We start from the raw sequence: 14,251 nt of genomic DNA on the forward strand, positions 1-14,251 counted from the left end.
AGGCTTACCTAATTTCTATCTTGACAAGTAAGGATAGGCAACCCTTAGTCTGCTGGGGATACGCACATGATCGTGGCGCCCGTACGGCCGCGTTCCGTCCTCAGGAGACACAGTGAACCCCGACTCACCGAAGCGAAATCGCTGGCGCGCACTCGTTGCCGCAGCCACGTCTCTCGCGCTGACCGCCGCCGGAGCGGCGCTCGCGCCGGCGGCTACTGCTGCGACCGAGCCCGCTGTGACGACCACCGCCGCAGAACCGACCGCCGTCGACGGAGTGACCCTCGATTGGGCTCTCAACGCTGAAACCGGTGGCGGAGCGTACTTCGGCGGCTGCAACTTCTTGTCTGCCGGCATCGCCGGTGACACCGGCAGTTCACGGGTGTGGGCCGAGGCAGACGGCTTCTACCAGACCCATGTGGGCAACACGACGATCGTGAAGCCGACCGCAGACGGAACAGATCTGGCGCAGCCTACGTGGGCGACGAAGTGCCAGACGCCGTCGGGAACCGCGGTGACGACGTCTGCGGGCAGCACCTCCGAGACGCGCGTGCAGATCGCGAACGGTGCAGGCTCTGTCGATGTCGCGGCAGGCACGGCGCAGATCGAGTGGGAGGGCGCCTTCACCGTCGCCTTCTACGGCGGTATGACCTATTGGAGCGCGTCGAATCCGGTGCTGACAGTGAACAGCGATGGGTCGGGAACGCTGACGGCGACGGCATCCGGTTATGGCGCAGACATGAACGACACCAGTAAGTGGCTGACGCTCGAGCCGCGCACCATCACGCTCGCGACGCTGTCTGGCGTCGAGATCGATGAGGACGGGTTCACCATCTCTCCCGACTACGTGGGCGTCAGCATCGAGACGACGGCGGGCGCGCAAGTTACGACAGGTGACAACTGGGGATCGTTCCCTCAGAGCTTCGTCGACTTCCAGGTGCTTACGGGACAGTCCTCGTACTGGTATTCGTCGGGCGGTGCTGCGGACGCGAAGAAGGTTGCCGCCCCGCTTACCGTCGACTGGGTGGTGCCCGTCGTCGAGGAGCCGACCGAGATCGAAGTCGAGGGCGCTCAGCTCGAGTGGGCCTACAGCGGATACGCGCAGACGGGCGTCTTTGGCCCCTGGCGCATGTGGACCGAAGGAACCGGAGTGACGATCGCCGACTTCGGTCTCGATCACGTCACGGGCAATGAGGCAGACGCGACGACGATGGTCACCGGAGCACGCTTCGACGGTGGAGTGGGAACACTCGACGCCGAGACCGGCGCGGGGACCATCACGTGGCCCGACACCGGCGCATGGGTGATCAACGCCTACCCCGACGGGTTCGGCGCACCCGATGAGACGCTGTCTGCGCCGATCCTCACGATCAACGAGGACGGGTCCGGGACGCTAAGCTTCGTGGCCTTCATCCCTGAGCACCTCGACTACATGCACGGCGATGAGCCCATGCCCGATGTGGGGCCGGACCGCGTGGTCGTGGCGACCTTCTCGTCCGTGTCGTTCGTCGACGGTGTCCTTCACGTGACTCCTGACTTCGCCGGACGCGAGTACGACGCCCCCGACAACCTCGGCGCCTGGCAGACGTGTGACGGTGCGGGCGGATCGTGGCCTGCCTCGTGGATCAACTTCGTGACCGACTCGGTCAAGGCGCACTACTACACGACGTCATGCTTGGGGCTGAACATGACCAAGCCTCCCTACGCGTTCACGGTGTCGACGGTGGCCAGCGACGTCACCATCACGCAGCAGCCCACCGGGCTCGCGCTCGACGCCGGTGCGGCTGGTACTGTCCAGGTCGCCTTCGACGGCAACCCTTCCCCCGCCATCGCCTGGCAGAAGCAGGACGGTGAGCAGTGGACGACGATCGAGGGTCTGACGGCATCGACGTGGGACATCGCGGCGGCAACGATCGATGACATCGGCACCTACCGCGTCGTCTTGACCGGTGGTTCCACCTCTGTCATCTCCGAGACGTTCACGATCGAGGTGGACGCAGAGGCGCCGACGGTCACGACGCCGACGGTATCGAGTGTCGAATACGCGCCCGGTGAGACCGTCGACCTGCGCACGACGCCGACCGGAAAGCCGACTCCGGCCCTCCAGTGGCAGCGCAGCGACGACAACGGCGAGACCTGGATCGATGTTCCTGATGCGACCGAGTGGCGATTCACGTTCGCCGCGGCGCTGGCAGACAACGGTGCGATCTTCCGGGTCGTTGCGGACAACGGTGTGGGTGACCCCGTTGTCACCGAGTCTTCGGCAGCGCTCGTCGTTGCCGAGAACAACGTGGTGATCACCGAGCAGCCCACGAGCTTCGTCGCTCCCTCAGACAAGGTCTCCGGATCCGACAGTGTTCGATTCCAAGTGGAAGCTGGGCTCGAGCGGGAAGTCGAGGGCGTCACGCCAACCTTCACCTACCAGTGGCAGCGTTTCAATGCCTCGACCAGCGAGTGGGACGACATCAGTGGGTCCGCGGGACGGCGGTACTACTACTCGCTCGATACGGACGAGCCTGAGAACAACGGTGCCCGCTTGCGGGTGACGGTCTCGCGTGGTGAATCGAGTGTCACGAGCAACGAGGTCACCCTGACGATCATCGAGGGACTTGCTCCCCGGCTGAACGGCACCACCTACCCGACGCTCGAGGCGGGTGTCGAGGCGACACTGGAGACGACGCTCCTCAACAGCCCGACTCCCGAGCCGAGCTACCAGTGGTTCCGCAGCGACGACGACGGTGAGACCTGGACCGAGGTCGTGGGCGAAACCGGTACCGCGCTGACCTTCACGCCGACGCTCGACGACGACGGAGTGCGCTTCGAAGTGCGCGCAGACAACGGCGTGCCCGCGTCGGAGATCGTCGACGACGGCGAGCCCTACTCGACCGCGCGGACGTTCGTGTTCGTGGTGACGGTCGCAGAGGTCGGCGTGCCGACCATCACGACCCAGCCCGATGACACGCGCATGACGGTCTTCGCCGATGAGCTGCGCCAGTTCGCCTACGCGACGCTGGCCGCCAAGGGCCTCCCGGCGGTGTCGTATCAGTGGCAGGTGTCGACCGATGGCGGCGGGAACTGGACCGACGTCGAAGGACAGGTCTTCACGACCCTCACAGTCACCAACCCGACGGCAGAGCAGAACGGTTCGCTGTACCGCGCGAAGGTGTACAACGACGAGGGGGAGGTCTTCTCCGATGTCGTCGAGCTGACGACGGTGGTTGCCGACGGGATTGCCGCGATGGTCTTCCCCGATCCGATCACGACGGATGCGGAGCGCCTGTACATCACCGGGGCGAACTTCCCCATGGTGGATGACGCGTGGCTTTCCCTGGACTTTGCGGTGTTCGAAGCCGACGATGTGACAGCGGGCGTGCGGCCCGACCCGGCCCTGGCCGTGTCGACGGTCAGCGGCACGAGCGCGACCATCGTGCGTATCGGCGAGGGGTCGTTCTCAGGGTCCTTCGTCACTCCGCTCAGCGCGTTCGACCCCGAGAAGGCCTATGTCCTTGCCATCTACGCCGACGACGAGTCCGTGCGTGATCTGGACCTCATCGTGCCGCTCATGATCGAGGGACAGTCGCTCCCCGCGATCGACGAGCAGCCGACATCGACCGGGGTGTACTCGGGCGCCAGTGCGGAACTGTCCGTCGTCGCGTCCGGAACACCCGCGGTCAGCTATCGGTGGCAGGTCCTCGACGGCGAAGAGTGGACGGATGTTGCCGACGCGACGTCTTCGACGCTCACTCTGTCGGAGGCCAGTGCATCGGCGACCTACCGGGTCGTCGTCGCCAATGGCCTGGGAGAGGTCGTCTCGGACGAGGCGACGGTCGCAGTCGTCGAGCCGCAGCAGGTGACCGGCGCGCAGCTCGAGTGGGCGTACAGCCAGTACGCACAATCGGGTGTGTTCGGCGCCTGGTGGCAGGAGGTCTCGGGAGCCAACGTTGCTCTAGCTGCCATCGACGCCGCCCAGGCAACGGGGGACCCGACTCTGGCGGGAACGGTCTACACCGGGGTCCGCTTCGACGGCGGGGTGGGTGAGATCAACCCCGTGACGGGAGCAGGAACCATCACCTGGTCGACCGGAACGTGGACGTTGAACGCCTACAAGCCGGCGTACGATTTCGCGCCGGACGAGGTCATCTCCAACCCCGTTCTCACGATCGCCGAGGACGGCACCGGAACGCTGACGGTGGATGCCTACCTCGGTGAGCACATCGACTTCATGTCCGGGACGTACGACATCATCCCTGAGACCGCCCCCGAGCGCGTCGTGATCGCAACGTTCTCGAACGTCTCGGTCGTCGACGGGGTGATCACCATCGCTCCCGACTTCACGGGCCGCGAACCTGTCATCCCCGAGGGACTGAGTCCCTGGAACTCGTGCGACGGCGTCGGCGGCTCGTGGCCGCAGGAATGGCTCGATTTCGTTCCCGGTACCGTGATGGCCCATTACTACACGACCAGCTGCTCGGGATTGAATCTGCGCAAGCCTCCGCTGCAGGTCGTGGTGACGACCGTCGCGACCGCGCCGGCGATCGTGTCGAACCCCTCCTCCACGAACGCCGTGCCGGGCACTGAGGTCACGTTCGAGGCTGCGGTCGCCGGAAACCCGAACCCTGCTGTCCAGTGGCAGCGGAGCGTCGATGACGGTCTCACATGGACCGACATCGAGGGTGCCACGGGCACGGAGTACACCACCGTGGTGGACGAAGCGTCGTACAGCACACTCGTGCGAATCACCGCCGGGGACGTGGTGAGCGACGCCGCCACGGTCGGCCGTGACGCGCGACCAGTCATCCGTACTCAGCCGGTCAACACCCAGGCGGTCCCGGGAGATGACGCGACGTTGTTCGTCGAAGCATTCAGTGGGCTCGAGGTGACCTATGTGTGGCAGGAGTACGACGCCTCGGCACGGACCTGGAACGACGTGGCTGACAGTGATTCACCGTCGCTGACTCTCACCGATGTCGTGCTCGATGACAACAACCGTCGGTTCCGCGTGGTGGTGAGTAACACGGCAGGCTCCATCACGTCCACGTCGCGGTACGTGTACGTGCAGGAGGCCGTTGCGCCCACCATCACCGAGAACCCGACCGACCAGGTCGCGGTGGAAGGCGGACCGGTCACCTTCACGACGTACGCGAGCGGCTACCCGGCTCCCGTCTACCAGCTTGAGCGGCTGGGCGCCGGCGGCGAGTGGACAGCGGTCGGCGAGCCAGTGTCGTCGAACCCGGGTCTCTCGTCGGTATCCGTTGACGACGACGGCGCAACCTTCCGGGTTCTGGCGATCGGGCACTCCTCGACCGAGCCGGCCGTTACCGGCACTGTCACCCTCTCGGTCGCCACGCTGGACGGCCTGACCCTGACGGCTGTCACCGACCCTGCTTCGCTGACTGCGAGCAGCGCCTACCTGCAGTTCGCCGTCGGGGGCTACCAGGGACTCAGTACTCTCCGAGCGATTGCCTTCATGGTGCTGCCACTGGACGTGTGGCAAGCCCGCGATGGGCTTATCGGCCAGGACTACCGCGCGCTGGGCGAGTACAACGTGCTCGGGCCGGTCGACCTCACGGCAGCTGGCGGGTACGGCAAGGCGGCGATCAACCTGAACGAGGATGACATCGACACCGATACCGTCTATGTGCTCGCGTCCATGTACATCGATGCGAACGGGCTGATCAGCGCGAACCTCGATGCTGACAACGCGATCATCCTGGATGTCGCAGGTCAGTCGGCCCCCGCGTTCACAACGCAGCCGGCATCCGTCGGTGTGATCGAGGGCACGGACGTCGCGCTCGCTGCGGAGGTCACGGGATACCCCGTGCCGACGCTGCAGTGGCAGCAGAGCTCCGATGGAGTGAGCTGGTCGGACATCGACGGCGAGACGGGCGCAAGCCTGGAGATCTCGGATGTGTCCGCGACCCTCTCGTACCGACTGGTTGCGACGAGTGCGTTGGGCACCGCGGAGAGCGAGGTCGCCACGGTGACGTCGCTGCCGCAGCCGCAGGTCACCGTGTCGAAGACGCAGAACCTGGATGCCGACGGCGAGATCGTGACCGTCACCGGAACCGGATTCCTCGCGAACCCGTCCGCGACGACCGCGACGCGACCCCCGCTCGCGGGCAGCTTCGGTGGCGTGTACGTCGTGTTCGGCACGTTCGCCGAGAACTGGCAGCCGAGCACCGGCGGTTCCGGGCGCACCGTCCTCGCCTCGAAGTGGGTCGTCGACGCGGCTGACGTCGACACGATCGGCGGCGCCGCCGCAGGTGCTGTCGCGATCAACCCCGACGGTTCGTTCGAGGTTCAGATCGAGGTCGCGTCCGGCGCCGTCGACAAGGACGGCTCCTACGGCATCTACACGTACGCCGCCGGCGGCGCCGTCTACGCACCGTTCGAGACGGCGACGCCCGTCACGATCGTCGAGAGCGCCCCGTCGGTCTCGACGCAGCCGAGCGATGTGGTCGCACCGGTGAGCCCGGCGACGGGTGATGCGGTCGCGCAATTCTCGATCGCCGCGACTGGTGAGCCGATGCCCTCGGTGCAGTGGCAGCGTCTCGTCGATGGTGAGTGGACCGACATCACGGACGAGACGGCGAACACGCTGGCAGTCTCGTACAGCGCGGCGGACGATGGAGCGCAGTTCCGTGCCGTGGCATCCAACGGTCTTGGCTCGGCGACATCTGATGCCGCGGTCCTGACCGTCGGGGAGCGTCCCCAGGTCACGGTGACCGCGCCGTCGTCCATCGTGCAGGGCAAAGCCCTCACGATCGATGCCGACGTCTCGGGCACCGCGACCGTGTTGCAGTGGCAGGTGCGGGCGCCGGGTGAGACGCAGTGGCAGGACATCGTCGGAGCCGATGCGACGACACTCGAGGTCGCCGCAGCGGATGTCCGCAACGGGCAGGCTTATCGCCTGGTCGTGTCGGGTCCGATTCCGCAGATCCCCAGTGGAGCCGTCGAGGATGTCGTTTCGGCGACGGTCCTCGTGGCCCTGGCAGCCCCGTCCGGCGAACCGACGGATGTTCCTGACAGCGAGCTCGGTGAGCCCGGTGGTGTGAGCGGGACCGAGACAGCGGAGGGAACCTACAAGATCCAGGTCGGCGAGCAGTACGCCGGACAGTACGTCGGTGTGTGGGTGCACTCGACGCCGCAGAATCTGGGCTGGTTCCTGGTGGACGCCTCCGGCGCGATCTCGGTGACGATCCCTGCCGATCTTGAGGTCGGCGATCACCGGATCGTGGTGGTGGATTCCAGCGGTGCGCTGATCGGGACGCTGGCCATCACCGTCGAAGCGGACGGCACCGTGTCTGTGCTCTCGAGCACCGGCGGTACCGCCCCGATCGGCGGCTTGATCGTGGCTGCGCTCATGGTGGTTCTTGGCGCAGCCCTGATCATCCGACGCCGTCAGCCGGAGTACGTGGAGGGCTCCGCGACGCGCTGATACGGGTGATCGCCCTTCGGGGCCCCGGCTCACGCCGGGGCCCCGAAGCTCGTTCAGCGAGTTCATCGGCGCGGGGATGGGACAATAGAACCCATGGCCCCCGAAAGCGCAGACCACATCGAGCAGGTGACGGTGCGTCGCAGCCCCAAGTACGGCGTGTTCCTCGTCCTGGGAGCAGCCCTGGGGCTGGTTGTGGCGATGGTCCTCACCTTCTTGTTCAACGGCACCGACCAGGTGAGCGCCAATACGGGTCTCGTCTACTCGCAGATGCAGGTGTTCGGTTTCCTGTTGCTGATTTGCGCGCCCGCCGGCATCGCGCTGGGCGGCGCGGTCGCGCTCATCTTCGACCGCTACTACTCTCACCGCACGCACACTGTGGATGCCGATCACGCGCGCATCCACACCGCCGACTGACCCCGCGCCGGTAGGCTGGTCCGGTGGAATCACCCAATCCATATGCGGTCGCGGGCGTCGACACCGAAGCCGGCGACCTCGCCGTCGAACTGATGAAGGCGGCGGTGGGGCGTACCCACGGTCCCGAGGTGATCGGCGGGGTGGGCGGGTTCGCCGGTCTGTTCGATGCCTCGGCCCTGCGCGACTACGCGCACCCGTTGCTGGCGACCAGCACCGACGGCGTGGGCACGAAGGTCGCGATCGCGCAGGCGATCGACAAGCACGACACGATCGGCCAAGACCTCGTCGGCATGGTCGTGGACGACATCGTCGTGGTGGGTGCGCGCCCGCTGTTCATGACGGACTACATCGCCTGCGGGAAGGTCGTACCCCAGCGCATCGCCGACATCGTCGCCGGCATCGCTCACGGCTGCGCCGAGACGGGCACGGCGCTCGTCGGCGGCGAGACCGCCGAGCACCCGGGCTTGCTCGGCGTCGACGACTATGACGTCGCGGGCGCGGCCACTGGGGTCGTCGAGGCCGGTGCGGTGCTCGGTGCCGATCGTGTCCGCACCGGCGATGTCGTCCTCGCCCTCGCCTCGAGCGGCCTGCACTCCAACGGCTACTCGCTCGTGCGCCACATCCTCTCCGAGGCGGGCATCGGCTACCGCGATGACGCCCCCGAGCTCGGCTCCTCCTGGGGCGAGGCTCTCCTCGAGCCGACGCGCTTGTACACCCAGCCGCTGCTGCGTCTGATCGACCGGCTCGACGGCGGCGTGCACTCGCTGAGCCACGTCACCGGCGGCGGTATCGCAGCGAATCTGGCGCGCGTCCTCCCCGCTGGCACGTGGGTCGAGGTGGACCGTTCTACCTGGATGCCGCCCGCGGTGTTCCAGTCGCTCGCGGAGCGCGGCGGACTGGCGCTGACCGACACCGAGGGCACGTGGAACCTCGGCATCGGCTTCCTCGCGGTCGTCGATGCCGCGCAGGCGCACGATGCGACGGCCGCACTGAGGGCCGGCGGCATTCCCACTTGGCAGGTCGGCGTCGTCGGTGACGGCCCACTCCCCGCCGGCGAGTTCTCGCAGGGCGCCAAGGGCGTCGACGGCGGTGCTGTGCGACTGGTCGGCTCCTATGCCGACGGGGCACGATGAGCGGGCGCTGCGCCCGGAACGGAGTTCGGTAGCACCCATGTGCGGAATCGTCGGCGTGGTCGGGCAGGGACTCGCGAACCAGGAGATCTACGACGCGCTGCTGCTGCTGCAGCATCGCGGGCAGGACTCCACGGGCATCGCGACGGCAGAGCCCACCGGCGTCTTCCACATCGCGAAGGCGCGGGGGCAGGTGCGAGAGGCCTTCCGCACCCGCGACATGCGCGCGCTGCTCGGCAACATCGGTCTCGGGCACGTCCGGTATGCGACCAAGGGCACGGCATCCAGCGAGGAAGAGGCGCAGCCGTTCTACGTGAACGCGCCGTACGGCATCGTCCTGGTGCACAACGGCAACCTCACCAACACGCGCGAATTGACCAGTGAGCTCTTCCACAAGGACCGCCGCCACCTCAACACGAGTTCCGACACCGAACTGCTGGTGAACGTCCTCGCCAACGAGCTCCAGGCCACGGTGTCGGGGCTGGATCTCACCCCCGACGAGCTCTTCGATGCGGTCGCCCGCGTCCATGAGCGGGTCGAGGGCTCGTATGCGGCAATCGCCTTGATCGCCGGTCACGGGCTGCTCGCGTTCCGCGACCCGTTCGGCATCCGCCCGCTGATCCTCGGTACGCGAAAGGCGGCGGACGGCAGCTACGAGTGGATCGTCGCCTCCGAGTCCCTGGTTCTCGAGAACGGCGAGTTCGAGGTCGTCCGCGAGGTCATGCCCGGTGAGGCCGTCTTCATCGATCTGGACGGGAGGCTCCATACCCGACAGTGCGCCACCGACCCGAAGTTGGTGCCCTGCTCGTTCGAGTACGTCTACCTCGCACGGCCCGACTCGATCATGAACGGCATCTCGGTCTACGAGGCGCGGCTGCGGATGGGTGAGCGCCTCGCCCGCACGATCGCGAAGTACACGCCCGAGGACTCGATCGACGTCGTCATGCCGATTCCGGACTCGGCCCGTCCCTCTGCCATGGAAGTCGCGCGCGTCCTCGGTGTCGAATACCGCGAAGGTTTCTACAAGAACCGCTATGTCGGGCGGACCTTCATCATGCCGGGACAGGCGGCGCGCAAGAAGAGCGTGCGCCAGAAGCTCAACGCGATGTCGAGTGAATTCAAGGGCAAGAACGTCCTGCTCATCGACGACTCGATCGTGCGCGGCACCACCTCGAAGCAGATCATCCAGATGGCACGGGATGCCGGTGCCAAGAGCGTCACTTTCGCCTCGGCGGCCCCGCCCGTCCGCTTCCCGCACGTGTACGGCATCAACATGCCCACCCGTCACGAGCTCGTCGCGCATGACCGCAGCATCCCCGAGATCGCCGAGGAACTGGGAGCCGACTACGTCGTCTACCAAGAGGTCGAAGATCTCAAGGCCGCGATCCTGGAGGGCTCGGACGTCGAGGACCTCGACATGAGCTGCTTCGACGGGCGTTACGTCACCGGCACCGTCTCGGACGAGTACCTCGCGTGGGTCGAGGGGTCGCAGGAGTCCTGAACATCCCCTCTCCTCCGGGGGCACGTACGCTGGATCAGTGAGTCATCCCCCTGCCCGCCCGCTGTGGCAGGGGCGCACCCTCGCGGTGGTAGGCGTCATCGCCGTCGCCTTCTCGTTGCGCAGCGCTGTCGCCGCGCTCTCACCGATCGTCACCCACATCGACGGCGACATCGGCCTGCCTGCGGCCGTCGTGGGTCTGATCGGCACGGTGCCGCCCGTGTGCTACGCCGTGTTCGGCATCCTCACCCCGCTCATGGAGCGGAAAGTCGGTCTCGAGCGACTGCTGATGCTGGCCCTGGTGATCATGACGCTTGGGCAGGTCGTTCGCGTGATCTCACCGTCCGCGCTCATGCTGCTGCTCGGGACGATCGTCACGTTCGCGGGGGTCGGTGTGGCCAACGTGCTTCTGCCTCCGATTGTGAAGACGTACTTCTCGGACCGCATCGGGATGATGACGGCGGTGTCCACGACCGTGATGTCCATCTCCTCGTTCATCCCTCCGCTGATCGCGGTTCCGGTCTCGGACGCCGCGACCTGGCGTCTGTCACTCGCGCTGTGGGCCGGCGCGGCAGCTGTCGCACTTGTGCCGTGGATCGTTCTCGCGGCGCGCGCGAAAGCCGCCCACGCCGGTGTGCAGGCCGCCAGCCCCGCGGCACTCGGGCGGATGTTCCGACTGCCGCTGGCGTGGGGCTTGGTGGCGACCTTCACCGCGACCAGCTCTCTCGCGTACACCGTGTTCGCGTGGCTGCCGCAGATCCTCGTCGATCTGGCCGGGGTGAGGGCCGTCGAAGCGGGCGCGATGCTCTCGCTCTTTGCCGTGATGGGATTCCCCACCGCGGTACTCGTGCCGATGGTGGTCGCGCGGTTCGGTTCGCGATCCCTGCCTGCGCTGTACGTTGTGGGGATCGTCTCCGGCTTTCTCGGGCTGGCCGGGCTCGGGTTCGCGCCGAGTGCAGCGCCCTGGCTCTGGGTCGGGCTGCTGGGGGCTGCTCCGCTCTTCTTCCCGCTGACGTTCGTGCTGCTCAGCCTGCGCACGCGGACGTCGTCGACGAGCGTTGCTCTCAGCGGGTTCGTGCAGAGTGTCGGCTACGGGGTCGCGGCGTTGTTCCCGCTGACGATCGGCATTCTGCACGAAGGCACCCGCTCGTGGGACATCGCCCTGATCCTGTTGGCCGTCGGCGTGAGCTTCGGAATCGTGGGATTCTTCCTCGTCAGAGGACCGCAGAAGATCGAGGATCAGTGGGAGGCGCGCCATGGCGCGTGGTGACCGCCTCGGCCGGGCTCGCAGCGAAGGATCCGATCAGGCGGATTCGTCGAGTTCTTCGTCGTCGTCGAACTCGTCCGCCCACTTGTCGACGTAGAGGTCCTCGTCCGACGGGTGCCCAAGCTCACGCTCGAGCGCGGCGTAGTTGACGCTCGGGCTGTACGACTTGAGTTCACGGGCGATCTTCGTGTGCTTCGCCTTCTGACGGCCACGCCCCATGCGAGACCCCCTCATTTCTGACCCGCGGACCGACGGGCAATGCGCACCGTGAGGCCCGTGCTTTCACGTATCCGGCCTATCGCCGGGAAGAGTAGCATTCAGACTACCACGGAGCCCCCTCACGCCCCGGCGGTTGTGTAGCCTGGGGTCCGCACAGCGAGGAGGCGGAGCACATGCCCGACGAACGGCCGAACACCACCAACCCCCCGTTGGACATCGAAGCGATGCAGGGGGCTGTGATCGTCGGCGTCATCCCCGACCAGAGTTCGCGCGTGCTCAAGGAAGCCGCCAAGTATGCCGGGCTGCTGAAAGCCCCGCTGGTTGTCGCGCACGTCGATGTCACGCGCTTCGTCACGTACGAGGACCCCGACGGCTACGTCCACACCGCTCCGATCGACGTGAATATCGCCCCGGGGGAGACGGACTTCGAGGCGATCGAAGCGGGCGTGGCCCGGATGCTCGATGGCTCCGGACTCACCTGGCAGGTGCACGAGCTGGTCGGCGACCCCGCGCTCGCGATCAAGCACTTGGCGGATCAGGTGGATGCTCCGCTGCTGGTCGTCGGCACCCGCAAGCGCGGCCTCGGCGAGTCGATCCGCGAATTCTTCACCGGGTCCGTTGCCGCGCGCCTTGCGCATCGGCAGGCGCGCTCCGTTCTCGTCGTGCCGCTGGGAGAACCAGCCGGTGACGAGGAAGAGCTCTGGCCCGCCTGAGCCTCAGTCGACGTCGCTCCGGGTGCGTCAGCCGCGGAGGCTGAGCGACAGTGTGCGCGTCGCATCCTCCAGCTGCCGTTCGAGGTCGGCGACGACATCCGCGGTCAGCGAGCCGCCGCGGGCGACGTATGTGCGAAGGTCCGCGCGGACGCGACCGCGGAAGTCGTTGATGACGACATCGGCACGGCGCAGTTGCTCCCGCGACCGCGCCTTCTCGTCATCCGGCGGAGGCTCCGCCGACGTGGGCGCGGTGCGCGTGGTGCCGGCCGCCGCGAGGTCGGCGCGCAGACTTCTCATCGCCTCGGCGACAGATCCGCGCACTTCCTCGGCGATCAGGCGGATGGAGTCGGTCAGACCCGCCTCGATTCCCACCAGGTCGTCGGCGCGACGCGCCAGCTCGTCTCGGCCCGCGTCGGTGATCGCGTAGACCGTCTTGCGCCCGTCCACGGACTTGGACACCAGACCCTCCTCTTCGAGCTTGGCCAGTCGCGGGTAGATCGTCCCGGCGCTCGGGGTGTACGTCCCACCGGTGCGGTCGGACAGCGCCTGCATGATGTCGTAGCCGTGTCGCGGTTCCTCGGCCAGCAGGTGCAGCAGGTAGAGCCGCAGATCACCGTGCGAGAAGACGGGGCTCATTCCCACTCCGCATCGCCGGCGGTGGTCGGGACCGTGTGCACTGCTTCACGGCGTAGCACCGTCGCATCTCCCGAGACGGAGTTCACCCGGACGTCGACGAACGAGCCGTTGAGGACGCCCGAGGACCCGGCGAAGTTCGTGGTGCCCGATCCGGTCCGGTCGAAGCCGTCGACCGTCACCCTCCCGCCGACGCTGCGCATCACGAAGTTGGCCGGAAGGCCTTCTTCGATACGGATCGTCGAGTCACCGCTCACCGTGTTGGTCGAGAGCGTGTGGGGGGTGCCGGCTGTGTCGACGAGCATCGCCCCCGACACGGTGTCGATGGACGCGGTCGAGATCGTCCCCGTCGCAGCGATGTCGCCCGAGACGCTGTTCACCGACAGTGCGCCGGTGAGATCGCGCACTTGTACGTCCCCCGACACGGCGTTCACCGACAGGTCGCCGACCATGCCGTCGACGATGATGTCACCCGAGACGGTGTTCAGGCGCGCGTCGGCCACGAGGCCGCTGATCAGGGCGCCTGCGCTCACGACGCCGAGGGTCAGCGCGAGCGTGCGGGGGATCGCCACGCTGATCTCGGCCTTCGGGCCGCCGCTGCCGAAGTTGCTGAACACCTGCAGGAAGTTGTCCCAGCGAAACTGTGGGTGGTTGATATCGACGGCGCCACCGAAAGCCTCGATCCGCAGATCCTTGCCGGTCACCTCGTGCACCTCGATGCGGATCCCGGGTTCGTCGCGAGCGACGACATCTATCTGCCCGCCGATCAGTCCGATTTTGAGCGAAGCCACGTCGTCCAGATCGATGACGCGGGTTTCACCGGGGTGGATCAGCCACTTCTCCGGGGTCATGGGAGTCCCTCTCGTGAGTCGAACGCGATATAACGCGAGTTCAGTGTAACGCGATATAACGCGATCTGCAATCGAGGTCGGCTGTGGTTCT

At 66.8% G+C, this 14,251-nt stretch carries 9 protein-coding genes; 6 read left to right on the top strand and 3 right to left on the bottom strand.

Features of this window, described 5'->3' with window-relative positions:
* The first annotated feature begins 112 nt into the window (after positions 1 to 112).
* From ABD206_RS11815 to ABD206_RS11835, 5 genes are all read left to right on the top strand, one after another.
* Complete coding sequence (locus ABD206_RS11815; RefSeq protein WP_344072790.1) at positions 113 to 7,435, top strand: immunoglobulin domain-containing protein; 7,323 nt, start codon at positions 113 to 115, stop codon at positions 7,433 to 7,435.
* Positions 7,436 to 7,528: 93 nt separating this feature from the next.
* Positions 7,529 to 7,849 (top strand): potassium transporter Trk, encoded by a 321-nt coding sequence (locus ABD206_RS11820; protein WP_344072792.1) that lies wholly within the window; start codon positions 7,529 to 7,531, stop codon positions 7,847 to 7,849.
* A gap of 23 nt (positions 7,850 to 7,872) precedes the next feature.
* Positions 7,873 to 8,982, top strand: a complete 1,110-nt coding sequence (gene purM, locus ABD206_RS11825; RefSeq protein WP_344072794.1) for a phosphoribosylformylglycinamidine cyclo-ligase — start codon at positions 7,873 to 7,875, stop codon at positions 8,980 to 8,982.
* Positions 8,983 to 9,019: 37 nt separating this feature from the next.
* Positions 9,020 to 10,480: an amidophosphoribosyltransferase gene (purF, locus tag ABD206_RS11830; RefSeq protein ID WP_344072797.1), complete on the top strand. Its 1,461-nt coding sequence runs from the start codon at positions 9,020 to 9,022 to the stop codon at positions 10,478 to 10,480.
* Positions 10,481 to 10,517: 37 nt separating this feature from the next.
* A complete protein-coding gene (locus ABD206_RS11835; RefSeq protein ID WP_344072799.1) occupies positions 10,518 to 11,747 on the top strand; it encodes an MFS transporter in 1,230 nt (409 codons plus the stop codon).
* A 33-nt stretch (positions 11,748 to 11,780) separates the two neighbouring features.
* Here ABD206_RS11835 and ABD206_RS11840 read toward each other — a convergent pair whose 3' ends face one another.
* A complete protein-coding gene (locus tag ABD206_RS11840) occupies positions 11,781 to 11,963 on the bottom strand; it encodes a DUF3073 domain-containing protein (protein WP_344072801.1) in 183 nt (60 codons plus the stop codon).
* 173 nt (positions 11,964 to 12,136) lie between these two features.
* Between ABD206_RS11840 and ABD206_RS11845 the strand changes: the two genes are divergently transcribed.
* Positions 12,137 to 12,676 carry a universal stress protein gene (locus ABD206_RS11845; protein WP_344072804.1) on the top strand — a complete coding sequence of 180 codons (540 nt, stop codon included), beginning with the start codon at positions 12,137 to 12,139 and terminating at the stop codon, positions 12,674 to 12,676.
* 27 nt (positions 12,677 to 12,703) lie between these two features.
* Here the strand turns inward: ABD206_RS11845 and ABD206_RS11850 are convergent, their stop codons facing one another.
* Both ABD206_RS11850 and ABD206_RS11855 read right to left on the bottom strand, forming a co-directional pair.
* Positions 12,704 to 13,312 (bottom strand): PadR family transcriptional regulator, encoded by a 609-nt coding sequence (locus tag ABD206_RS11850; protein ID WP_344072806.1) that lies wholly within the window; start codon positions 13,310 to 13,312, stop codon positions 12,704 to 12,706.
* Positions 13,309 to 14,160 (bottom strand): DUF4097 family beta strand repeat-containing protein, encoded by an 852-nt coding sequence (locus ABD206_RS11855; protein ID WP_344072808.1) that lies wholly within the window; start codon positions 14,158 to 14,160, stop codon positions 13,309 to 13,311. The genes ABD206_RS11850 and ABD206_RS11855 overlap by 4 nt, the downstream gene beginning before the upstream one ends.
* Between the last annotated feature and the right edge of the window lie 91 nt (positions 14,161 to 14,251).

The organism is Microbacterium sediminicola, assembly GCF_039531125.1.
GTDB lineage: Bacteria > Actinomycetota > Actinomycetes > Actinomycetales > Microbacteriaceae > Microbacterium > Microbacterium sediminicola.